Raw genomic sequence first — 23,524 nt, forward strand, 5'->3', positions numbered from 1 at the left:
GTCAGGGCCGTCCGGGCGGGTCCGGCGGGGCGCCAGAATGGGGGCGATGGCGCGCGGGCGACGAAAGGGGTGCCGGATGGGGTGGGGCGTTTGGGCGGCGGCCGCGGCGTGCGCCGGGAGCGCGGCGCTGGCGGTGCCGACCGCCTGGACCTACGCCGCCAGCGCGCGGCACCGGTACACCCCCGGTGCGGTCCCGGCGCGGCGCGTGGCGCTCGTCCTGGGCGCGGCGGCGTGGGCGTCGGGCCCTTCACCGATGCTGGCCCGCCGCCTCGACCTCGGCGCCCGGCTGCTCGCCGAGGGCCGGGTGGGCGCGATCCTCGTCAGCGGCGACAACCGCGCGGTGTCCGGCCACGAGACCGACACCATGGCCGAATACCTGGTCGGCAACGGAGTGCCGAAGGAGCACATCGCCGCCGACCCCGCCGGGCTGCGCACCTGGGACAGCTGCGTGCGGGCCCGCGACGTTTACGGAGTCCGCTCGGTCGTGGTCGTGACCCAGGCGTTCCACCTGCCGCGCGCCGTCGCGGTGGCGCGGGCCGCCGGACTGGACGCGGTGGGGGTGGGCGACCCCAGCCTGCGCCGCCGCTCCCGCGCCACCATGTACGGCTACGCCCGCGAGGTCGTCGCGAACGCGAAGGCGCTGGGCGACGTCGTGCTCAGGTCGGCGCCCGCCCAGGACGGCCCGTCGGACCCGGAGGCCGTCCGCAGGCTCGCCGCGGCCCGGCCGCCGAACCCCTAGCGCCCTTCTCGTCCGGGTGCCGCGCCCCTGAGCCATTCTCGTTCGGGTGCCGCGCGCCGGGGCCCTGCGGTACAGGGCCGCGCGCCCCGCCCCCCGCACGGCGCGCGGGCGTTCCCATACGCGGGACAATGGGCGTGGATCCCCGACGAGGAGCGCTCCGCCCGCCCGGCTCGACCGGGCACCCGCCCGGGCGCGCACCCCCGACCGCAGTGCAGATGGAGGACGACGACGTGAGCAACGGACCCGTGCAGGGCGCGGACGACATCGACTGGGCCGCTCTGGCCCCCGACCGGGGCGCGGAGATCCCCGAGCTGCTGCGCGCCCTCGCCGACCCCGCGCGCGCCGTCGACGCGGTGCGGGACCTGCACGAGATCCTGGTGTTCCCCAGCGCGGGCAACCCGGCGGCGCCCAAAGCGGTGGACTTCCTGGTCGACATCGCCCGCGCGGCGTCGCCCGCCGACGCGTGGCCGGTCCTGAACCTGCTGCACGAGCTGGCGGTGTCCGCCGCGGCCGACCACCTCCCGCAGCGGCGCGACGTCGCCCTGTGGCGCGACGAGGTCGCCTGGGCCGACGGCAGTGACGACGACGCCGTCCGCGCCCAGTACGCGGAGTGGCTGGCCGACGCCCCGGACGAGCAGCAGTACCGCCGGATGCGCCACCGGGCCGACGCCGTCGCGCCCGACGGCGGCCCCGCGCTGCTCCGGTCCGAGCTCGACACCTACGACGCGATCAAGGCCCGGATCGACGACCTGCTGCCGCTGCTGCGCGGCGCGGTGAACCGGAGGGGGCTCGACTCCGCCGCCGAGTGGACCGCCTACCTGCTCGCCTGGTTCCCCGAAGAGGCCGCGAAGATCACCGGGGCTATCACGGCCGCCGTCGCCGATGTGAACCCGGGCGGCTGGCCCGACCCGCTGGGCGCCGAGGTGTTCGCGCTGGGCATGCTCGCCGACCCCGACGACATCACCACGACGATCTACCTCGGCCAGCAGCTCCTCTCCCGCGGCCCCGACAAGGCGCTGGCCGCCGCGGTCGGGCTCGGCCTGATCCACGGCGAGGGCGCGCCGCAGCAGTGCGTGGACGTGATCGAGGAGAAGGCCGAGTCGCTCGACGAGACGTTCGGGGTGGCGTGGCCGTCCTCCGCGGGGAGCGAGCCCGCCGAACTGGGCCGGCTCGCCCTGGGGGCGCTGGGCGAGCGGAGCCGCCGGGTGCGGATCTCCACCCTGCCCGACGGCTTCGAGGCGACCGCCGGTGTGGGCGAGGCGCCGCTGGTGGGCGACGCGCTCGCGCTGGCGTTCGGCCCCCGCAGGGAGCAGCACAAGCCGGCCGCGGCCGACGCGTTCGACGGCTACGACGGCGACCGGCAGGAGGTGCTGTGGGCGATCGCCGGCCTGCCCGAGGAGCAGTGGGAGTCCGCCGACATCCCAGCCGACCTGGAGGTGTGGGGGCTGCCCTCGGAGTACGAGGCGTTCCTCGAGTTCACCGGGGCCGTCGACGCCGACGACGAGGGGTAGCGGCCGCCGCCCTCAGTCCCGCGGGGCCCGGAGCGCCTCGGCGACGCTGGACTCCCGCGGGCCGAGGAACGTGGGGTCGGGCCGCACCGCCGAGTCGACCACGGCCGGGACCGCTGCGGGCAGCTCGCGCAGGTAGCCGTATGCCGAGTCGGTGGGGTAGGTGTCGCCCTGGTGGTCGCCTACCCCCGCCGTGTCGATCCCGGCGGCCCGGCACAGCGCCACCGCGCGCGGCAGGTGGAAGTCCTGGGTGACGACCGTCGCGGCACCGACCCCGAAGATCCTGCGGGCCCGCACGCACGACTCCCAGGTGGAGAACCCGGCGTGGTCGTTGGCGATCTTGGCGTCCGGCACCCCGGCCGCCACCAGGTAGTCGCGCATGCCGCCCACCTCGTCGTAGTCGTCGCGGCTGTTGTCGCCGCTGACGAGGATCGCCTCGGCCTTGCCCCGGTCGTAGAGGTCGACGGCGATGTCGAGCCGCCCCGCGAGGAACGGGGTGGGTTCGCCGCTCGGTGTGAGCCCGGCCCCGAGCACGATCGCCACGGGCCGCCGCGGCGCGTCGGCGGCGGCGTGGCGCCCGTCGGCGGTCGAGGCGTACAGCCACACGCTCGGCACCGCACCCAGGAGCGGCAGGGCGATCAGCGCCGCCGCGATCCACCGCGCGCGCCGCCGCGCCCATGTCCACACTGCTGATCCCATCTCCCATGGACGGACGGCGGCCCGCGCCGGTTCCCGGCGCGGGCCGCCGGTCACGGGCCGGTCACCGGCCGATGCCCGCCGTCAGCCCGTCGACGATCTGCCGGGTCGCCAGGACGAACAGCACCACCAGCGGCAGCGTGGTGATCACCAGCCCCGCGTACAGCAGCGACTGGTTGAGCCCGTACTCGGTGAAGAACGCGGTGAGCCCGACCGGCAGGGTGTACTTCTCGCTGTCGCGCAGCAGCACCAGCGGGAAGAAGAAGTCGTTCCACAGCTGGATGCCCTGGAACAGCATCACGGTCGCGAGCGCCGGCCGCACCTGGGGCAGCATGATCTGCGCGAACAGCCGGAACTCCCCGGTCCCGTCGATGCGCGCCGCCTCGGCGAGCTCGGCGGGCACCTGGCGGAAGAACGCGGTCAGGATGAACACGGCGAACGGGACCCCGCTCGCCGCGTAGACCAGCAGCAGCCCCCACAGCGAGTCGAGCAGGTCCAACGAGTTGAACAGGTAGAACACGGGGACGATGCCCAGCCGGATCGGGATCATCAGCCCCGCGATGAGGTACGCGAGCAGTACGCCGGCGCCGAAGAACGAGTACCGTCCCAGGACGTAGGCGGCGAGTACCGCCACCGCCGTGCCGAGCAGCACCGCGCCGACGGTCACCAGCGCCGAGTTCAGGAAGTACGTGCCGAAGTCGGCCTCGACCCAGGCGCGGACGTAGTTGTCGAACGCGGGCCGGGTCGGCAGGCCGAGCGGGTCGGCGCGCAACTCGGCCTCTGGGCGCAGCGAGCTGATCAGCATCAGCACGAGCGGCGCCAGGGCGACGACGGCATAGCCCCACAGCAGCAGCCGCACGGCGAGGTCGCCGACCACCGGCGCGCGCCCGCGCCCGCGCCCGCGGCGGCGCGCCGCCGCGGGCGGCGCTGCTGGGGGAGCGGCGGCGGTCATCGCAGACCAGCCTCCTTCCTGCGCAGGTAGCCGGTCGCGAGGATGGACACCCCGAAGATGAACAGGAACATCACGACGGCGAGCGCCGACGCCTGCCCGATGGCGCCGGGGTCGGGGTTGTTGAACGCGGTCCGGTAGAACAGCAGCCCGAGGACGTCGGTCGCGCCGGCCGGCGCGCCCTGCGACCCCTGCATCGCGTACACCAGGTCGAGGATGTTCATGTTCCCCACGAAGGTCAGGACGGTGACGATGCCGATGGCGGGGGTCAGCAGCGGCAGGGTCACGTGCCGGAACGCGCGCCATGCCGTCGCGCCGTCGACCCGGGCCGCCTCCTCGTACTCCGGCGGGATCCCCGCCAGCGCCGCGCTGAACAGCAGCATCGGGAACCCGATCCACTGCCACGCGTTCACCAGGATCAGGGTCGGCAGCGCAAGGGCCGGGTCGCCGGTCCACGGCTGGGCGAGCGCGTCGAGGCCCACCGCGCGCAGCGCGGCGTTCACGGCGCCGAACTGCGGGCTGAGCATCAGGCTCCACAGGTAGCCCACCACGATGGGGCTGACCAGGTGCGGCAGGACGTAGGCCGTCTGGAGGAAGCGGCGGCCCCAGCGGGCGCGGCGCAGCAGGACGGCGAACGCCAGCCCGAACGTGGTCTGTACCAGCATCGTCCCCGCGAAGAAGACCATGTTGTGCCCGAACGCGCGCCACAACCGGTCGCCGTACACGCCGCTGAACAACCGGGTGAAGTTGTCCAGGCCGGCGAACCCCAGCGGCCGGGTGCCCTGCCAGGTGAACAGGCTGTACTGGAGGGCGCTGACCAGCGGGTAGACGATGAACAGCGAGTAGAGCAGCAGAGCGGGGGCGAGGAACAGCGCGAGCACCCACCAGGGCGGGCGCCCGCGCGTGGACCGCGCCGACGAGCGCGCGCTCCGGATCATTCCTCGGGCTTGAACCACGCCGAGATCTCCTTCTGGATCTGCTCGCCCGCCTCCTTCTCGGACGCGTCACCCAGCAGCATGCTCGCCAGTGCGGCACCCTCGGCGTCGCGGCCCATCGGGTCGCCGTAGCCGAAGTACACGCCCTGCATGTAGGGGGTGCCGTGGTCGGCGTAGTCGGCCTGCATCTTCGCGAGCAGCGGGTCGTCCGGTGTCACGCCGGGGACGGCGGAGATCTGCCCGAGCTCCTTGGAGAACGCCGAGCCGAACTCCTTGGTGGCCATCCACTCGACCAGCTTGGTGGCGGCCTCCTTGTTGCCGGAGGCGGCGTTGACGCCGTAGGAGCCGTCGGCGAACCCGGGGGTCAGCGGGTGGTCGATCACGGCGCCGGGCGCAGGGGGCGCGTCGAACGAGCCGATCTTCAGGTCGGGGTCTGCGGCGCGGAACGGCGCGAGCTCGTAGCCCCCTCCGGGGTACATCGCCGCCTTCCCGCTGGTGAACAGGGTCTGGGCGTCGGTGTAGCTGACGGCCGTCGAGTCGGGCGGCAGGTACGGTTCGAGGTCGGCGATGGTCTTCAGGGACGCCGTGTAGTCGGGGTCGGTGAAGTCCTTCTCGCCCTTGAGGACCTCCTGGGCGAACCCGTTGCCGCCGGCGCGGGTGGCGCCGAGCGTCTCGCGCATGATGGCGAGCACCCACGGCTCCTTGCCGGAGGTCGCGAACGGGATGACGTCGGCCTTCTTCAGCCTCTTCGCGGCCGACACCATGTCGTCCCAGGTCTTGGGCTCCTCGATGTCGTGCTCGGCGAAGATCTTCTCGTTGTAGAGGACGCTGAAGGTCTGCACGGCGAAGGGGACGCCGTAGAGCTTGCCGTCGCCCTTGCCGCGCGCCGCGTCGACGGTCTCCTCCGGCCACTCCAACAGGTCGACCTTGTCGTCGAGCGGGACGAGCTGGTCGGCCTCGATGAACGCCTGCACGGGCCCGTAGGGCTTGAGCTGCACGACGTCGGGGCCGCCGCTCTCCTGCGAGAGCCCGGTTTGCAGGATGGTGGGGTACTCGGTGTTCTTGTGGCCCTTGAACTCCACGGTGATACCGGGGTTGGCCTCCTCGAACGCGGCGAAGATCTTCTTGTAGCCCGCGGCGTCCTCGGGCCGCCAGCTCCATACGGTGACGGTCGCCTCGTCGCCTTCGCCGCCGCCCCCGGTGCTGGGGGCGCAGGCGGTGGTCGCGGTCAGGGCGAGTGCCGCGGCGCACGCGGCCAGGATCACGGGTCTGTTCTCGGGCATTGGGAGGGCCCCTTTTTGTGCTTGGTGTTCGGTTGTGCGGCTCAGGAGCCGGCGGAGAGGTGGCGCAGCGCGTCGCGGACGCTGCCCTGCGCCGTGCGGACCGCCTCGGCGGCGGTACTGGTGTCAGCTCCGCTGAGCAGGGCTGTCAATGCGGTGCGGGCGTCGCCGTCCGCCTTCGCGAGCGCCTCGGCGCAGTCGTGCTCGTCCTGTCCGGTGGCCTCGACGAGGATCGTGACCAGGCGCCCGCGGAGTTTCGCGTTGCTCGCGTCCATGCCGACCATGAGGTTGGAGTAGGTGCGGCCCATGCGCACCATCACCGCGGTGGAGAACGCGTTGAGGACGAGCTTCTGCGCCGTCCCGGCCTTCATCCGGGTGGACCCGGCGATGACCTCGGCCCCGGTGTCGACGCCCACGTGCACGTCGGCCTCCGCGCGCAGCGGCGCCTCGGGGTTGGCGCTGATGAGGACGGTGGCTGCCCCGGCGGCCCGTGCCGCGCGCAGCGCGCCAGCGACATAGGGGGTGCGCCCGCTCGCCGCGAGGCCGACGACGAGGTCGCCGGGCCCGAGCGGGGCGGCGTCGGCCGCGCCGAGGCGCTCGTCGTCCTCCGAGGCCTCCGTCGCACGGGTGAGCGCCGGGTCGCCGCCCGCGTGGTGCGCGGTCACCTGATCGGGGCCGATCCCGTAGGTCGGGGGGAGCTCGGCGGCGTCCATGGCGCCGATGCGGCCGGAGGTGCCGGCACCGAAGTAGTGGACGGTCCCGCCGGAGCCGAGGGCGGCCACGCCCAGCTCCACGGCGCGGGCCACATCGGGCAGGACCGCGGCCACGGCGCCGGGCACCTCGGCGTCCTCGGCGTTGATCCGGCGGAGGATGTCGAGGGTCGGCAGCAGGTCGATGTCGGCCGTCGCGCCGTTGCGCCGCTCGGTGGGGGAGCGGACGATCTCCACGTGCTCGCCCGGGTCGGCGCCGTTCGCGGACTCGCTCATCGGGTGGTCCCGCCTTCGTTGTCGGTGCCGTTGGGTCGGGGGTGCGCGTCGCCGCCCACGCGCAGGCCGCGCACCGCGTGGCGGGTGGTCTCCAGCGCGTGGCGGCTGTCGGCGTAGCGCATCTGGGCGAGCCCGACGAACAGGCAGTCGATGACGGTGAGCTGCGCGAGCCTGCTGGCGGTCGCACCGGAGCGGAACGTGGTCTCGCGCGCGGCCGTGGTGAGGATGAGGTCGGCGGCCTCGCTGATGGGCGAGCGGGGGAAGTTGGTGATCGCCACAGCGGTGGCGCCGTTGCGGCGCGCCTCGGCGAGCGCGCTGATGGGCTCGACGGTGGTCCCGCTGTGCGAGATGGCGACGGCGACGTCGCGGCCGTCGAGCAGCGCCGCGCTGGTCATCATCACGTGGTTGTCGGACCACGCGTAGGACGGCAGGCCGATGCGGTGCAGCTTCTGCTGGAAGTCGGCGGCGACGAACGCGCTGGCGCCGACACCGTAGATGTCGGTGCGGCGCGCGGCCGCCAGCAGTTCGATGACCCGCTGGAGCACGTCGACGTCGAGCTGGGCCGCCGTCTCCTCGACGGCGCGGGAGTCGTTGAACGCGATCTTCTCGACAACGGCGACGAGGGTGTCGTCGGGGCTGATGTCGCCGTCGATCTCGCGCGCGCCGGTGCGCGCGCCGCGCGCCTGCCCCGCCTCGGTGGCGAGTGTCAGCCGGAGTTCGCGGTAGCCGGAGAAGTCGATGGTGCGGCAGAAGCGGATGACGGTCGCCTCGGAGGTGTCGCAGCTCTTCGCGAGCTGGGTGATCGAGGACGCGGCGACCCCTTCGGGGTCCTCCACGATGCGGTTGGCGACCCTCTGCTCAGCGGGCGCGAGCGACGGCAGCAGCGACCTGATCCGCAGCACGGTCGTCGGCGGCTGGTCGTCGTCGCGGTGCTGCGGCGAGGAATCCGATGGCTTCGCCGTTCTGGTCATGTTGGAAAGTTTCCTTCGTTGATGTCCTCGGCGTCAATGAGCTGGTGGCGGGAATCCGGTCACGGTCCGGCGGCGTCGCGCCGCCACCGCCCGGCCCGCCGGTCACCCGAGGTCGGGGTGGCGTGCACGGAGCGTCGCGGGGGCGCGCAGCAGCCATGCGTCGGTGAGCAGTTCGCGCAGTTCGGCGCGGTCGATCGCGGCGAGCGGGACCACCACGAAGGGGTACCCGGCGTAGTGGTCGGGGACGGTGTAGCGCACGGGGTCCTCAGCGTGCAGGGCCGCCTGATCCTCCATCGTGGTGCGCACGACCAGGCGTTCGCCGTCGTCGTGCAGCCGTGCGAGCATCGCCCGCCGGACCTTGAAGGAGGGCGTGCCGTAGGACGTCGTCTCCACCACCTCGGGCAGGGCGAGCGCAATGGCGCGGACATCGTCGAAGAGGGCCATGGTCGTCCATCATCGCCTATGGCCCCTTCGGCGGCACCCCTCGGGAGGACGGGCGGCGCGGCGGCGTACCGCGGCGCCGCATGGCCTAGTGTGTCGGCTCATGAGCTGTGACGTGGTCATCGGTGTGGACGCCGGCGGGACCTCGACGCGCTGCGTCGTCGCCGCCCTCGACGGGCGGGTGCTCTCCCGCGGGCGCGCCGGCGGCGCGAACCAGAACTCCAGCGCCGACCCCTCCGCCGCCTTCGCCGAGGTGCTGCGCGCGGCGCTGGCACCGGCAGGGGACGTCCGGGTGGTCGGCGCTGTGTTCGGGGTGGCGGGCGCCTCCGAAGCGGGGCGGGAGCACGCCGAGGCGACGGTCGGCCGGGCGTGGCGCGCCCAGGAGCTCCCCGGCACCCCGGTCGTGCGCGACGACATCACCGTGGCGTTCGCCGCGGGAACCGCGCAGAGGACGGGCTCGGTGCTCATCGCCGGTACCGGTGCCGCCGCGGCCCTCGTGGACGACGGCGAGGTCGTACGCCGATGCGACGGCTACGGCTGGCTCCTCGGCGACGAGGGCTCCGCCGTGTGGCTCGGCCTCGCCGGCCTGCGCGCGGTCATGGCCGGCATCGACGGCCGAGGGCCCGCCACCGCGCTGACCACCGCGCTCGCGGCCGAACTGGGCATCGCCCCCGGCGACAACCAGCTCATCATCCGCGCCGTGTACGCGATGCACCCCGCCGAATTGGGCCGTCTCGCGCCGGAGGTCGCGCGCGCCGCCACGGCCGGCGACGGTGTCGCGGCGTCGATCGTGGCGCAGGCCGCCGGGCTGCTGCTGCGCAACCTGGGCGCCGTCCGCGCCGGGGCGCCGGCCGGCGCCCCGGTCGTCCTCGCCGGTTCGCTGCTCGCGGGCGGCCCGGTCGCCGACGCGGTCCGGGAGGGCCTGCGCGGCGAAGGGGTGCGGCCGGGGTTCGGCGCCGATGGCGCGGTGGGCGCGGCCGGACTCGCCCTGCGCGCGGTCGGCGCGCCGGAGTCCGGCTACGCGGCGCTGCTGGCGAGGGCCCAATGAACGGGCGCGGTGATCGAGCCCGGTGAACGGGCACGGTGGTCGGGCGCAGTGGGCCGGTGCGGTGGGCGGCGCGCCGGGGCCGTCGGCAAAATTTCGGCGCACGAGCGGGCAGGGCAGGCGGCGTGCGACCGATCGCGCGGAACCGGAGCGGCGGCGAATCGGCCGTGGTCGGCCGCCTGCGCCATGCCCCGCCGCCGCGGCCAGGGGCCGCCGCGGTCGCGGCCGCCGGGTTCCGTCCGGAGTGCGGGCACTTGGGGCGTCCCGTTCCAGTCGCTAAGGTCGTCCCCATGTCCGACAGAAATGATCCGCAACCCGATCCGGCGAGTTCCACGCAGATGTTCCGCCAGTTCGTCAGCGAGAACAACGAGCCCGAAGCGGCCCCGCGCCGCCCGATCGTCCCCTACCTGCTGATCGCGCTGGTGGTCGTCGTCGCCATCGGCATCATCGCCTCCGTGGTCATGATGTGGTCCTGAGCCCGGCCCCGCAGGGCCGTGCACCCGCGCCGGGCCCCCGGCGCGGGTGCACGGCCGCGCCCGGTAATGCGTTCGCGGCCACTCGGACCTCCTGCTAAAGTTGTCCCCGTTGGCGGGGCCGGACGGGCCGGTACAAATCGGTCCCATCGGGCGTCGCCGCATCACACGCGCCATTAGCTCAATAGGCAGAGCAGCTGACTCTTAATCAGCGGGTTTGGGGTTCGAGTCCCTGATGGCGCACCCGATTCAGGCCCGGACGCGGTTTCTTCGCGTCCGGGCCTTTTCGCGTCAGGGCAAGCCCGGACGCGCCAGCGCCCGCCGCGGTTCGGCGGCGCGGCGCGGCCGGCTCCCCTTCGCCGCGAACCGGGTGGCGACGAAGTCCTCCCACTGCCGTGTGATCTCCGCCATGCAGTAGCGCTTCGCCGAGTGCAGCGCGGCGGCACCCATCGCGCGGCGCTCGTCCCGGTCCCTGATGAGCCTGCGCAGGCTCGCCGCCAGCGCGCCGACGTCCTGGTGCGGCACCAGGAGCCCGTCGCGGCCGTCGGTGATGATCTCGCGCGGGCCGTGCGGGCAGTCGAAGCTCACCACCGGGACGCCCACCGAGAACGCCTCGATGATGGTCATCCCGAACCCCTCCGCTCGGGAGCTGACCGCCAGGACCGACGCCTGGGCGAGCTGGCCCACCAGGTCCTTCGTCCGGCCCATGAGGCGCGCCCGCTTCTCCAGGCCGAGCCGCGCGATCTGCGCGCGCAGCGCGTCGGCGCGGCTGCCGCCGCCGAAGATCCGCAGCTCCCACTCGGGGTGCTCCTCGGCGACCATGGCGAACGCGTCGACGAGCTTGTTGTACTGCTTGATGGGTGTCAGCCGCCCGGCCGCGACGATGACCGGGGCGTCCAGCGTGGCCGGCCCGTGCTCGGGCTCCGGCAGCGCGTTGGGCATGACGGTGGTCCATCCCGGGCGGCCGGGCAGGAAGTCCTCGTAGGCGCGGCGGTCGGCCTCGGTGAGGACGGTCATGCCGTCGAGCCGCGGGTAGAGCCGGGTGATCGCCTGGGTGAGGTCCTCTTTGTGGTTGCCCAGGTGGACGTGTTCCTGGCCGATGGTGAGCAGCCGCTTCGGCGCGTGCTTCGCCAGCAGCAGGTTGAGGCCGGGGCGGGTCGCGACGACGACATCGGAGTCGGTGCGCCGCAGGTGGCGGCGGAGCGCGTGCTCCACCCGGCAGTTGAAGACGTCCTCTCCCGGGCTCTCCGTCGGCGGAACGGCGGGGCTGCGGCGGTTCTCCCGGTAGCGCTCGATCCGACTCGGTGCGGGCCGTTCGGCCCAGGCCTTGGTGGGCGACAGCGCGGTGATCGGCACGCCCCGGGGCGTCGCGAAGAAGGGCTCGTGCCGGTGCTGGACCAGGCTGAGGATCTCCACGTCGTGCCGTTCGGCCAGGCCGCCCGCGAGGTTGAAGACGGTGCGGATCGTGCCGCCCATCCCGTAGCCGTTGGCGATGAGGAACGTGATCTTCACTGGTCGCGCCCCTCGGTGGCGGACGTCGGCGCGGTTCGGGCGTGGTCCTCTTCCCTAAGGCGCACGCGTTGCTCCCTCGAAATCGACAGTGGCCGATCAGGCCAAAGGACGAATGGTTACTCTAAGTAGTATATTGAATCCGCAAAGTAGCAACGAGGAGGCGGGGGCGTGTTTCGGGCGAAGTCGAGTCCGTCCTGTGACGCGGCCGACGGCCGTCGCGGGGCCGGTCAGCGCCGGTGTCGGCTAGAATTCAGGCGCTGCCGGGGTTCCAGGCCCCATCGCAGCGGGCGCCATTAGCTCAATAGGCAGAGCAGCTGACTCTTAATCAGCGGGTTTGGGGTTCGAGTCCCCGATGGCGCACAGCACAAGGCCCCGGCCCGACCCTTGAGACCAGGGTCCGCACCGGGGCCTCGTTTACTGCGGGGTGCCCGGTGGCCGCCCGTGCGGCGCCGACTGGCGGGCCCGGGGGCTGCCGCCGCCTGCCGTGGGTGTGTCGCGTCCGTGGCCCCGGAGCGCCGCACGTCGCCGCGCCCGTCGTGCCGGGATCAGGGGACGGTGTTCGTCAGGCCGAGTTCCTTGGCGACGAGGCCGGCCTGGGTCCTGCTGCGCACCTTGAGCTTGGCGAGGATGCTGGCGACGTGGGTCTTCGCTGTGGTGTCGGCCATGCTGAGGCGGTCGGCGATCTGGGTGTTGGACAGGCCGTGTCCCAGGTAGCCGAGCACCTGCCGCTCGCGCGGGGTCAGGATGTCCATGTCCGTGGCGGTCGACATCGGCCGTGCGCAGAGACTGGCGATCAGCGCGGTGGTCACCTTGGGGGCGAGGACTCCCTCGCCCCGGTGGACCGCCCTGATCGCTTCGATGAGGCGTTCGGGCTTGACGCTCTTCAAGAGGAAGCCGGTGCACCCTGCCCGGAGCGCGCTGAAGACGTACTCGTCGGAGTCGAAGTTGGTGAGGACGAGCACCTTGGTCAGCGCGGAGATGCGGCGAGTGGCGGAGATCCCGTCGAGGCGGGGCATCCGGATGTCCATCAGGACCACATCGGGACGCAGGTCGTGCGCCATCTCCACGGCCTCTTGGCCGTCGGCCGCCGTCCCCACCACTTCGATGTCCGGAGCGGAGTAGTCGAGAAAGAGCGCGAACCCGGTCCGGACGGTGACCTCATCATCGGCCAGGATCACCCTGATCGTCATGGCTGCTCCGATCGTACGGTCTACGTGATACGCGGTTCGAGTCGATGCTTGTGCGGTCCGGCTCGCTGCGCCGGTGGACGCCTGCCCGAAGACCCATGGGGGCACGACCGCGGTTCAGGGGGCCGTGGACTCGTGCAGTGGGGTGGTGCGGGACGACATCGCCGAACCGAGCATCTCGGCCAGCACGGTCAGCAGGTCGTCCAGATTCGGATGGTCGGAGACGAACGTTCGCGGCACCGTGACACGCAGGGCCTCCTGCAAGCGTTCACGGAACTCCGCCGCCATCAGTGAGTCCATGCCGAGATCGGTGAAGTCGGCGGCCGGGTCGATCGGCCCCGGGTACTCCAGCGTCTCCGCCAGTAGCGCCCTGACTCCGCCGGTGAGTACGGGGAGCCCATCGGACACGGATTCGATCTCGCGGCGCAGATCCCTCGCAGCGGCCGGGACAGGGGCGGTGAGCGGCCGGGCGCCGCCGGGAGCGGGCGTGCTCACGCGGTCGGCGAGCCAGTGGCGTTCCCGCTGGAACGGGTAGGTGGGCACGGCGACCCTGCGGCGCATCGCCGAGTAGTCGCGGTCGAACCCCGCCCAGTCGACGGGCGCACCGCGGACGTACGCGTGGGCGAGGCCCATGAGGATGCCCGGCCACTCGCCCCCCGGTCGCAGGGTCGGCAGCCGCAGCGGCCGACGGTCCGGTGCGCGGCCGCGCCCGGAAATCCCCGGACCGATCTCCACGAGGATCTCCGTGCCGTACCGCTCGTGCAGGTCCGCCCCGACGTCCTCGTCGACCGCCCTCATGACCAGCGGGATACGGGGCTCCCGGTACGCACCCGCGGCCGGCTCCCGCCCGGCTGCGAGATCGAGGGCGTCGCCAAGGGAGAGGGCGCCCGCCGCGCACGCGGCGGCGGTCCCGCCGGCGCCGATCCCGGCGACCAGATGGGGCGCGACACCCCACGACCGCCATAGCTCCGCCAAGGCGTGCTGAACGACGAAGAGGGCGAGGCGCCCGCGGTCGCCGTCCTCGGCATCCCCGGCCACGCAACCGCGGAAAAGGTCCGCGCGGACCCCCGCGGGGACCAGGGGCCCGCCCCGGCGTTCGGCGAGCAGCCGGTCGCACTGCTCCAGCACCCGGCGGAAGGTGGGCTGCGTCGTGTACAGGCTCCTCCCCATGCCGGCATACGCATCCTCCGACCCGGTGAACAGGAACGCGATCTTCGGCGCTGCGGGAGGGGCGCAGCCGTTGACCGTCTCCCCGCCCTCCACCCGGGCCGACGGCACCTCCGACCAGTCCGCCGCCCAGGACGCCAGGTGGTCCGCCAGTTCACGTGAGTCGCGGCCGGCCACGCACAGGCGGTGCCGGAAGAGCCCCCGCCCCGTATTGGCCGTGAAGCAGACGTCCGCCGCGGCCACCGGCGAATCCGTGTCGGCGAGGCGCGTCTGGTAGCGGAGCGCCAGGTCCCGCAGCGCCACCGCGCTCTTCGCCGACAGTGTGAGGAGATGCCGCGGCCGGTCGGCCGACGTGCCGACCGACCGCGGCGGCTCGTCCGGGGCCTGCTCGAGGACGATGTGGCAGTTGGTCCCGCCGAACCCGAACGAGTTGACCCCTGCCAGCCGGCGGTCGAGGGGCCAGCGCTCGACCGTGGTCGGGACGTGCATCGGCGGGTCGGTCCAGTCGATGTGCGGGCTCGGTTCGCGGAAGTGGAGGTTCGGCGGGATCGTCCCGTGGCGCATCGCCTGCACGACCTTGATCAGTCCACCGACGCTGGAGGCCGACTCCATGTGTCCGATGTTGGATTTCGCGGAGCCGACGACCAGCGGGCCGCGGTCGCCGCGGAACACCTCGGCCAGCGCCGCCGCCTCGATCTGGTCGCCCAGCGCCGTCCCGGTGCCCTGGGCCTCCACGAAGCCGATGTCGGCCGCCGCCACCCCGGCGTCGCGTAAGGCGTCGCGGATGACGGCCTGCTGGGAGGGCCCGTGCGGGACCGTGAGGCCGCTCCTCCGGCCGTCCTGGTTGGTCGCCGACCCCCGGATCACCGCCAGAACCGTGTCATTGTCGCGTAGGGCGTCGGCCAGCCGCTTGAGCACGACCAGGCCGCAGCCCTCGGACCGCACGTATCCGTTCGCGGCGGCGTCGAAGGACCTGCACCGGCCGTCGGGAGAGAGCATCCCGGCCTTGGACAGGCTGATGCTCTCGTGGGGGGTGAGGATGCGGTTGACCCCGCCCGCCAGCGCGAGCTCGCACTCCCCGGCCCGCAGCGCCCGTACGGCCAGGTGGACCGCTACCGCCGACGACGAGCAGGCGGTGTCGACCGCCAGGCATGGGCCCGTCAGGCCGAAGTGGTACGACAGCCGGCCGCCGGCGGTGCTCGGGGTCGCGCCGGAACTGAAGTACTCGTCGATCGCCGCGTGCCCTTGTGCCGACAGCGCCTCGCGGTAGTCGACGTTGCTGACCCCGACGAAGACCCCCGTCTGCGCGGGGAGGCGCTGCGGGGGCAGGCCCGCATGCTCGAAGGACTCCCACGCCACTTCGAGGAGCAAGCGGTGCTGGGGGTCGATGCTCGCCGCTTCGCGGGGGGAGATCCCGAAGAACGACGCGTCGAAGTCGGCCGGACGGGCGACGAAGCCCCCGAAGCGGCTGCACATCCTCCCCGGCACGCCCGGGTCCGGATCGTGGAAGGCGTCGGCGTTCCAGCGGTCCGGGGGCACTTCCACGACGGCGTCGCGCCCGTGGGCCAGCAGGTCCCAGTACTGGTCGGGGTCGTTCGCACCGGGGAAGCGGCAGCCCATGCCGACTACGGCGACCCGCCGGTCTCCGCGGGCCGCGGCGAGGTCCGCCTCCAGCTCCTCGATCCTGCCCAGCGCCTTCTCGAGGAGGAGGCCGTGGAGTTCGGACTCCCTAGTCACGGATCTCGACCCCCAGCTTCGCGGCGAGGCGGCGGGCCGCGTCGCCGGCCGCTCCCGGCCGGTCCGGAGCATCGTCCGGCCGCCCGGCCCGGGGATCCGGGGCCGGCGCGACGGCCCGGTCGACCAGCTCATGCAGGTGGTCGACCAGACTCGTCAGTGTCGGGTAGTCGAAGACCACGGTGAAACCGAGCCGGGTGCCCACCCCCTTCTGCAACCGGTTCCGCAACTCGATGGCCATGAGGGAGTCCATCCCGAGAGCGGAGAAGCCGGTGTCGGGTTCGAGGTCGACGCGCTCCCCGAGGACCTGCGCCAGGTCCGCACGGACTCGTTCCGCAAGGACGGCCTTGCGCCGATCGGCCGGTACGGCGCCGAGGTCCCACCCGGGCGCCGCGTCCGGCATCGGGGAATCCGCACCCCCCGACCGCATTCCGGACAGGAACGACGGGACAGCGGCCTGCGCCTTGAGGAAGCGGTCCCAGTCGATGGGCAACACGGCCATGACGCCGCCCGGCGGCGACGCGTGGAGGAGGGATCCGAACGCGTCCACGCCCGCCTCCTTGGGAATGACCCCCTCGCCTTCGCGCTCGAGCCGTTCGTCCAGGTTCATCCGGGCGCTCATGCCGACCTCCGACCAGGAGCCCCATTGGACCGACAGCGCCGGCAGGCCCCTCCCGCGCCGATGGGACGCGAGGCCGTCGAGGAAGGCGTTCGCCGCGGCGTAGTTCGCCTGGCCGGGCGTTCCCAGCGCCGCTGCGACGGAGGAGAAGACGGCGAAGAAGTCCAGGTCCAGGTCCAGGGTCGCCAGGTGCAGGTTCCACGCACCGGCCGCCTTCGGGGCCATGACCCGGGCGAACCGCTCGGGTGTGAGAGACCGGAGCAGGCCGTCGTCCAGCACGCCCGCCAGGTGCGCGATCCCTCGGACGGAAGGCAGCTCCGGATCGGCGCCGATCTCCGCCAGGAGATCGATGACCTGTCGCTCGTCCGAGACGTCGGCCTTGAACGCGGCCACCCGGGCCCCGGACGCACGGATCGCGCGCAGTGCCGGTTCGCCGGCCGCGTCCGCTCCACGGCGGCCGACCAGCGCCAGATGGCGAGCGCCGGCGGCGGCGAGGGAACGCGCCACCTCCAGTCCGAGGCCGCCGAAACCCCCGGTGACCACGTAGGTGCCCGCGCCGGTCACGGGCGGCCGGGTGATCGAGGCGTCGATCCGGGCCCGGGCCAGGCGCGGTACGTGGCGCGCCCGGCCGCGGAACCCGACCTGCTCGGCGGCCCCGGCGCCGGCGCCGGGCCGCGCCGCCGCGGCGATCTCCGGAACGAGCGCCCCGACCTGGTCGGCGAGTGAGGTTCCGGGGTCCAGGTCGATCATCGTGACGCCGAGCTCGCCGTGCTCCAGTGCGATCACCCGGCCCATCCCCCACAGGGCCGCCTGCGCCACGTCGCCGACCGGGCGATCACCGACGCTCTGAGCGCCCCGGGTGACGATGAACAGGGGAGCCGGCGCCGCGTCCCGGCGGGTCAGCTCCTGGACGAGGTCCAGCAGCCGGGTGGTGTGCGCCGACGCCGCGCCGTCGGGGGCGGTGGAATCCGACACGGGAGCGAGTGGGCGGCAGTCGACCACGACGTCGTGGTCCCGGACCATCCCGGCGATCCGATCCGGTGACGCGCTGTCGGACGGGTCGCCCGCGGCGTCGGCCGCGGACGCCCGTCCGGTCGGCGGCAGCCCCGGAGCGGGCACGAGAGTGCAGCGGCCGCCCTTCGCGCGCACCGCCTCCGCAACGGCAGGGCCGAGGTCGGCATCCGAGAGGACCAGCCAGCTCGCCGGGGCCTGCGGCGTCGCGGCCTCCCTGCCGCTCGCGGTCCACTCGGTCGTGTAGAGCCACCTCGTCCACTCCGGAGCGGAACCGCCCAGCATGGCGGCGCGGTCAGCCCGCTTGAGCAGGATCCCCTCCATGGTGAGGATGGGCCGCCCGTCCGCGGCGAACAGCCGCACGTCCCCCCGCAGGGTCTCCGGGTCGTCGCCGTCGGCGGGGCGCAGCCGTGCGCGGCACCGTGCCGAGGACGCTCCCGGCCCCTCGACGAGCAGCCGTTCCACGCCGACCGGGACGTAGGTGCGTCGGCCGTACCGTTCCGGATAGGTCACCGTCAGGGCCAGGAAGCAGGCCTCCAGGATCACCGGGTGCACCTCGTACGCGTCCGATCCGGGCCGCTCGGACGCCGGCAGCCCGATCTCGGAGAGGCAGGAGGCCCCCTCGTGCCAGAGGCGTTCCGTCGCGTGGAAGGAGGGGCCGAGGTCGATCTCCCGTTCACGCTCGCCCCGGTAGATCTCCTCGACGGGAACCTCCGCCGCCGACCCCGGTTCCAGGTCCGCCGCGGCCGGTGCCGCCGGACCGGCTCCGGCCGGTGCCAACCGGCCGGAGGCGTGCAGGACCCAGGACGCGCGCGCCGCGGGGCCGGGCCCGGAGCCGTCCTGCGGCCGAGCGAGGATCCGCAGGTCGTATGATCGGCCGCCCGCCACCGGCCGCAGGACGAGTTGCACGGTGCGCTCGGCGTCCTCGTCCGCGAAGGGCATGGCCCGGTGGATCATGAAGTCCCGCAACTCGAAGGGCGCGCCGCCCAGCGCCCGCTTCGCGGCGGCGAGGGCCATCTCCAGATACGCCACGCCGGGCAGCACGATCGTCTGGAAGATGCGGTGGTCACCCAACCACGAGAGCCTGCGTGGGCCGATCACCGACTCGAAGCGGATCTCGGAACTCTCCGCGAGCTCGATCGGCCGCCCGGCGAGCGGGGCACCGCTGCCACGAGGCGCGGGCGAGGATCCGGGAGACGGCGCGCTGATCCAGTGGCGCCGTCGTTGCCACGGATACGTGGGCAGCGCCACGCGGCGGCGACCGCGCGGGGCGTGGAAGGCGGTCCAGTCGATCGCGGCACCCGCCAGGTAGAGGTCACGCACGCCCCGCAGCATCTGTTCCCGCCCCCTGCCGGGCCGCAGGCTCGGGACGAGGACCGCGTCGGTGTCCGGTAGCCGCCGGCGGACGAGTTGCAGCAGTACGGGTTTTGGGGACAGCTCCACGAACACGCGGGCGCCGAGCCCGGCGACCGCGTCCACGGCGTCGGCGAACCGTACCGGCTGCCGCACCTGGCGCACCCAGTAGTCGGCCGCGGCGATCTCGTCCCCGATGACCGCGCCCGTCACGTTGGACACGATCGTCGTGTGCGGTGGCGAGTACCGGACCGACCGGGCGACCTCGGTGAACTCGGCCAGCATCGGCTCCATCATGGGGGAGTGGAAGGCGTGCGAGACGGTCAGGTCCGTCCAGGTGCGACCCTGCTCCGCCAGAGCGGCACAGACCTCGGCGACGGCCGTGCCCTCACCGGAGACGACCGTCGAGAGGGCACCGTTCACGGCCGCTATCGCCGCCCGGTCCGCGTAGGGCCGGATGAATGGGGCGACCGACACCTCGTCCGCGGCCACCGAGACCATGCGCCCGCCGGGCAGGGCCTGCATCAGCCGCGCGCGGGCGGCCAGGAGCGTGAGGGCGTCGTCAAGGGAGAACACCCCCGCTACGCACGCCGCCACGTACTCGCCCACGCTGTGACCGACCACGGCGCCGGGTTCGACTCCCCAGGACCGCCATAGTTCGGCAAGGGCGTACTCCACCGCGAACAACGCCGGCTGGGCGTAGGCGGTGTCGTCGATGGGGGAGGCCTCGCCCTCGGCGGGGAAGAGCACGGCCGGCAGTGGCCGGTCGAGGTGCGGCCGCAGGAGCGCGTCGCAGCGGTCCAGCGCGGCACGGAACACCGGTCGGGTCTCGTACAAGGCGCGGCCCATGCCGACGTGCTGCGTGCCCTGCCCGCCGAACAGGAAGGCGGTCGCCCCGGGATCCCGCGGCGGCTTCGCGGCGGTTCCCAGGGCCGATGCGGACGTCTCCAACCCGGCGCGGGCCTGCTCCGCGGTCTCGGCGATGACGGCGAGCCGGTGCTCGAAGTGCCGACGTCCGACCGCGGCCGTGTGGCAGACGTCGGCGAGCGACTGGTCGGGCCGTTCCGCGAGGTGCGCGGCGTAGCGCAGGGCGGTCCGGCGCAGGGCGTCGTCCGTGCGGGCGCTGAGGGTGAGCAGTTCGGGGCCCGCGCCGCCGTGGTCGGAACCCCCCGCCGGGGGCGCCTCCTCCAGCACCACGTGGCAGTTCGTGCCGCCGATGCCGAACGAGCTGACCCCGGCGCGGCGTGGTCCGTCGGCAGCGGGCCAGTCGGTGAGGGAGGTGTTGACGAAGAAGGGCCCGCCCTCGAAGTCGATCCGCGGATTCGGCTGCTCGACGTGCAGGCTCGGCGGTCGGCAGCGATGCTTGAGGGCCAGCGCCGTCTTGATCAGGCCGGCGATGCCCGCCGCCTCGTCGAGATGGCCGATGTTGGATTTGACCGACCCCACAGCGCAGTGCCCGCGCGGCAGAGGGCCCGCACCGGTCCGTTGGAAGGCGTCGTTGAGCGCGGCGATCTCGATCGGGTCGCCGAGCCGCGTGCCCGTGCCATGCGCTTCGATATAGGTCACGGTGCCGGCGTCGACACCCGCGTCGCGCAGGGCGTCCTCGACCACGTCGGCCTGCCGGGTCACGCTGGGGGCGGTGAATCCGACCTTGTCGGCGCCGTCGTTGTTGACCGCGGAGCCCTTGATCACGGCCACGATCTCGTCGCCGTCGGCCACCGCCTCGGTGAGCCGCTTCAGCAGCACGACCCCGCAGCCGTTGCCGAAGAGGGTCCCCGCCGCCCGGGCGTCGAAGGCCCGGCAGTGGCCATCGGGCGAACGGATCATTCCGTCCTCGAAGAGGTAGCCGCTCCGCTGCGGCACGACGATCGACACGCCACCAGCCAGTGCCATGTCGCACTCCCCGCTCCGCAGGCTCTGACACGCCTGGTGGACCGCCACAAGGGAGGTCGAGCAGGCCGTTTGCAGGTTCACGCTCGGCCCGTTCAGGTTCAGCTTGTAGGAGACGCGTGTGGGGAGGTAGTTGCGGTCGTTGCCCAGCTTCATCCGGAACTGCCGGAGGTCGGCCTCGGTGAAGGGCGTGTCGGACGCGCCACCGAGGTGCGGGGCCACGTTGTTCATCAGATAGGTGCTGATGTTGGAGCCGGCGAACACCCCCGCGGGCCCGCTGGCGGCACCGGGGTCGTACCCCGCGCTTTCGAATGCCTCCCACGCGCATTGGAGGAACACCCGCTGCTGCGGGTCGATCACGGCCGCTTCCTCGGGCCCGATGTCGAAGAACTCGGCGTCGAAGGACTCGATGTCCGATATCGGCGCGGCCGCCCGCACATAGTCGGGGTGGTGCAGCAGCCGGGGATCGTGCTGTTCGGTCTCGCGGTCCGAGAGTGGCGTGACGGACTCGACGCCCTCGCGCAGGTTCCGCCAGAACGTGGGGATGTCGTCGGCGCCGGGGAACCGCCCCGACATGCCGATGATCGCGATGGCGGGGTCGGGGTCCGCCGTCGCTGCTCTGGCCGTCCGGCGGCGCCGCCGATCGCCGCCGGACGCGGAGAGCCGCTCGGCGAGGGCGCGGACCGTGGGATGGCCGAAGAGGTCGACGGCCGTCAGATCCACCCCCGTGCGCTCGGTGATCTGCTTCTGCACCTCGACCAGATGGGCGGAGGTGCCTCCGGCGTCGAAGAAGTTGTCGTGCACGCCGACGGCGTCGAGGTGCAGCACGTCCCGCCAGATCTCCGCGAGGACGCGCTCGGTCTCCGTTCCCGGCCGCGCGAGAGGGGCGTCGGTGAGCCGGGCGAAGGTCGCGGGCGCGGCAAGGCCGCGGCGGTCCTTCTTCCCACTCGCGGTGAGCGGCAGTTCGTCGAGGACGACGTACGCGTCAGGACGCATGGCGCTGGGCAGTTTCCCGGCGAGATACCGGTGCAGGCGCTGCGCGATGCCGTCGCGTGATGTACCACCGCGCAGGACGACGTGCGCGGCCAGCCGCTTGTGGCCGCTCGGTCCGTGGGCCGCGACGACGGAGTCCTTGACGTCGGGGTGGGCGCCGAGGAGCGACTCGATCTCGCCCGGCTCGACCCGCACACCGTGGATCTTCACCTGCGCGTCGGCGCGGCCCAGATGCTCCAGGACGCCGTCCGGGCGAAGACGGCCCAGGTCGCCCGTTCGGTACAGCCGTCCCTCGCCGAACGGATCGGGGATGAACCGCTCCCGGGTCAGATCGGGGCGGTTGAGGTAACCGCCGGCGACCCCGGCGCCGCCGATGTACAGCTCTCCGTCCTGCCCTGGCGGCACGGGCCGCAGGTCGGCGTCGAGGACATGGACCGAGACGTTGTCGATCGGCCGACCGATCGGCACCGATGCGGGCCAGGTCGCGGAATCGCCGCTGAGGGTGTGGCACGTCGCGTCCTGGAACTCGGTCGCGCCGTAGTGGTTGTGCAGCCGGGCACCGGTCCGCTTGAACAGGTGGGCCAGTGCGGGGGTGATCCGCAGGCCCTCCCCGGTGGTGATCACCTCGCGGAGGGAGAGCGGAAGAGGGCGCTCGCCGACCGCGTCGGCCAGTTGGTTGAGGGCCGTCACGGGAAGGAAGAGCCGCTCGACTCCGTTGTCGGCGACGAATCGGGCGAGCGCGAAGGGGTCGCGCCGTACGCGGTCGTCGGCGATGACGAGCGTCCCGCCGAAGCACAGTGTGGAGAAGATCTCGTGGAAGGAGAAGTCGAAGCCCACCGAGCAGAATTGCAGCGTTCGGAGCCGGCAGGAGCCGGGACGCGTCCGGTCGTGCCAGTGCAGCAGGTTGAGCAGTGACCGGTGCGCCATCGGCACACCCTTGGGCCGCCCCGTCGACCCGGACGTGTAGATCACATAGGCCGGGCCGGCCGGATCGACGAGTACGGGTGCGGGCGGCCCACCGCGGTACGCCGAGAGGGCCACCAGGTCGAGGACGGGGACGGGCGATTCGGCCGCGGCGGTGGGGAGGCCGCTCCCCGGACCGGTGATCAGTGCGCGCAGCCCGGCTTCGGCCGTGATGTGGGTGGACCTTTCGACCGGGTCGTCGGGGTCGATGGGCACGTAGGCGGCCCCGGCCTTGAGGATCCCCAGCATCGCCGCGATCATTTCGGGGCCGCGATCCAGGCGCACGCCGACGAGGTCCCCGGGCTCGACGCCGCTGCTCTGTAGGTGGCCGGCGACCTGGTCGGCGCGGCGGTCGAGTTCGCCGTAGCTCACCTCACGGGAGCCGTGGACAAGGGCGATCGCGTCGGACGTCGCCTCGGAACCCGCCTGGTGCTCGAACAGCAGGTGGACACCTGAGCCGGGGCGGCCGGATCGGGCGATGGGCCCGCCCGTCATGACCGGACCTTCAATCCCGGGTCCGCGCGGGTCTCCTGCGGCCTGGTGTTCTCCGGCCGGTCGAGGACGGGCGGCGAGAGCACGCCGAGCGCCGTCCGCAGGCCGAGCTGGAACCGCGTGGCGGAACCGGTGGCGGTCATCAGCGCCCTGATCTCCCGGCGGACGGTCCGTTCGGTCACGTGCAGTTGACCGGCGATTGCGGTGTCGGTGAGCCCTCTGGCCAGGTAGATGAGCACCGCGGAACGGCGTTCCGTTGACTTCAGCACGGGCGGCCCGTTCTGGTGGGCGCCGCACCAGAGCAGTTCGAAGACGCCCTTCGCCGCCTGGACGCCGTTCTTGTCGGCGGTGATCCAGGAGGCGTGGGTCGTGTTCCACGATGAAGGCGACACGAGCGCCAGCCGGCGGTCGGCGACGGCCAGCCAGATGGGCGAAGTGGACAGTGCACGCACGGCCGGATCGGCGCGGAGGACGCGCGTCCCATTGCGGACGTAGGCGATCCGGTAGGAGGAGGCCGGCCGACCGCGGCCCGCGAGGTCGTTCCTTTCCATTGCGGTAAGGACCCTCGGGACCCACTCCT

16 protein-coding genes and 2 tRNA genes are annotated in these 23,524 nt (G+C 73.0%); 6 read left to right on the forward strand and 12 right to left on the reverse strand.

Annotated elements, in window-relative coordinates; genetic code table 11:
* Window positions 1–76 precede the first annotated feature (76 nt).
* Both CLV63_RS23355 and CLV63_RS23360 read left to right on the forward strand, forming a co-directional pair.
* Window positions 77–739, forward strand: coding sequence for a SanA/YdcF family protein (locus tag CLV63_RS23355; RefSeq protein WP_106585332.1), 663 nt, complete (start codon window positions 77–79; stop codon window positions 737–739).
* Between the two features lie 230 nt (window positions 740–969).
* Entirely contained in the window at window positions 970–2,250 is a 1,281-nt protein-coding gene (locus CLV63_RS23360; protein ID WP_146165638.1) for a hypothetical protein, read from the forward strand.
* A 12-nt stretch (window positions 2,251–2,262) separates the two neighbouring features.
* Here the strand turns inward: CLV63_RS23360 and CLV63_RS23365 are convergent, their stop codons facing one another.
* The 7 genes from CLV63_RS23365 to CLV63_RS23395 form a co-directional block, all read right to left on the reverse strand.
* Entirely contained in the window at window positions 2,263–2,946 is a 684-nt protein-coding gene (locus tag CLV63_RS23365) for a SanA/YdcF family protein (RefSeq protein WP_106585334.1), read from the reverse strand.
* Window positions 2,947–3,007: 61 nt separating this feature from the next.
* Entirely contained in the window at window positions 3,008–3,895 is an 888-nt protein-coding gene (locus tag CLV63_RS23370) for a carbohydrate ABC transporter permease (protein ID WP_106585335.1), read from the reverse strand.
* Window positions 3,892–4,848 (reverse strand): carbohydrate ABC transporter permease, encoded by a 957-nt coding sequence (locus tag CLV63_RS23375; RefSeq protein ID WP_245929002.1) that lies wholly within the window; start codon window positions 4,846–4,848, stop codon window positions 3,892–3,894. Before CLV63_RS23375 ends, CLV63_RS23370 begins: the two co-directional genes overlap by 4 nt.
* The gene (locus CLV63_RS23380) at window positions 4,827–6,110 is read right to left on the reverse strand and encodes an extracellular solute-binding protein (protein ID WP_106585337.1); all 1,284 of its coding nucleotides are present in this window, start codon (window positions 6,108–6,110) and stop codon (window positions 4,827–4,829) included. The genes CLV63_RS23375 and CLV63_RS23380 overlap by 22 nt, the downstream gene beginning before the upstream one ends.
* Window positions 6,111–6,151: 41 nt before the next feature.
* Window positions 6,152–7,093, reverse strand: coding sequence for an N-acetylmuramic acid 6-phosphate etherase (locus CLV63_RS23385; protein WP_106585338.1), 942 nt, complete (start codon window positions 7,091–7,093; stop codon window positions 6,152–6,154).
* Window positions 7,090–8,064 (reverse strand): MurR/RpiR family transcriptional regulator, encoded by a 975-nt coding sequence (locus CLV63_RS23390; RefSeq protein WP_106585339.1) that lies wholly within the window; start codon window positions 8,062–8,064, stop codon window positions 7,090–7,092. The genes CLV63_RS23385 and CLV63_RS23390 overlap by 4 nt, the downstream gene beginning before the upstream one ends.
* A gap of 102 nt (window positions 8,065–8,166) precedes the next feature.
* Window positions 8,167–8,508, reverse strand: a complete 342-nt coding sequence (locus CLV63_RS23395; protein WP_106585340.1) for an MmcQ/YjbR family DNA-binding protein — start codon at window positions 8,506–8,508, stop codon at window positions 8,167–8,169.
* 100 nt (window positions 8,509–8,608) lie between these two features.
* Here CLV63_RS23395 and CLV63_RS23400 point away from each other — a divergent pair, with 100 nt between their 5' ends.
* From CLV63_RS23400 to CLV63_RS23410, 3 genes are all read left to right on the forward strand, one after another.
* Window positions 8,609–9,553, forward strand: coding sequence for an N-acetylglucosamine kinase (locus CLV63_RS23400; protein ID WP_106585341.1), 945 nt, complete (start codon window positions 8,609–8,611; stop codon window positions 9,551–9,553).
* A gap of 287 nt (window positions 9,554–9,840) precedes the next feature.
* Complete coding sequence (locus CLV63_RS23405; protein WP_106585342.1) at window positions 9,841–10,026, forward strand: hypothetical protein; 186 nt, start codon at window positions 9,841–9,843, stop codon at window positions 10,024–10,026.
* 167 nt (window positions 10,027–10,193) lie between these two features.
* Window positions 10,194–10,266, forward strand: a tRNA-Lys gene (locus CLV63_RS23410).
* 48 nt (window positions 10,267–10,314) lie between these two features.
* On the opposite strand, the gene CLV63_RS23415 is transcribed toward CLV63_RS23410, so the two are convergent.
* Window positions 10,315–11,535: a glycosyltransferase family 4 protein gene (locus CLV63_RS23415; protein WP_106585343.1), complete on the reverse strand. Its 1,221-nt coding sequence runs from the start codon at window positions 11,533–11,535 to the stop codon at window positions 10,315–10,317.
* Window positions 11,536–11,822: 287 nt separating this feature from the next.
* On the opposite strand from CLV63_RS23415, the gene CLV63_RS23420 reads away from it, so the two are divergent.
* Window positions 11,823–11,895: transfer RNA gene (locus tag CLV63_RS23420), tRNA-Lys, on the forward strand.
* A 185-nt stretch (window positions 11,896–12,080) separates the two neighbouring features.
* Here the strand turns inward: CLV63_RS23420 and CLV63_RS23425 are convergent.
* The 4 genes from CLV63_RS23425 to CLV63_RS23440 form a co-directional block, all read right to left on the reverse strand.
* A complete protein-coding gene (locus CLV63_RS23425; protein WP_106585344.1) occupies window positions 12,081–12,725 on the reverse strand; it encodes a response regulator in 645 nt (214 codons plus the stop codon).
* A 114-nt stretch (window positions 12,726–12,839) separates the two neighbouring features.
* On the reverse strand, window positions 12,840–15,626 hold the full coding sequence (locus CLV63_RS23430; protein ID WP_211301432.1) for a type I polyketide synthase: 2,787 nt from the start codon (window positions 15,624–15,626) through the stop codon (window positions 12,840–12,842).
* Window positions 15,619–22,947: a type I polyketide synthase gene (locus CLV63_RS34120; RefSeq protein ID WP_106585346.1), complete on the reverse strand. Its 7,329-nt coding sequence runs from the start codon at window positions 22,945–22,947 to the stop codon at window positions 15,619–15,621. The genes CLV63_RS23430 and CLV63_RS34120 overlap by 8 nt, the downstream gene beginning before the upstream one ends.
* The gene (locus CLV63_RS23440; RefSeq protein ID WP_170134302.1) at window positions 22,944–23,495 is read right to left on the reverse strand and encodes a helix-turn-helix domain-containing protein; all 552 of its coding nucleotides are present in this window, start codon (window positions 23,493–23,495) and stop codon (window positions 22,944–22,946) included. The genes CLV63_RS34120 and CLV63_RS23440 overlap by 4 nt, the downstream gene beginning before the upstream one ends.
* Window positions 23,496–23,524 lie beyond the last annotated feature (29 nt).

It is taken from the genome of Murinocardiopsis flavida (assembly GCF_003014485.1).
Taxonomy (GTDB): domain Bacteria; phylum Actinomycetota; class Actinomycetes; order Streptosporangiales; family Streptosporangiaceae; genus Murinocardiopsis; species Murinocardiopsis flavida.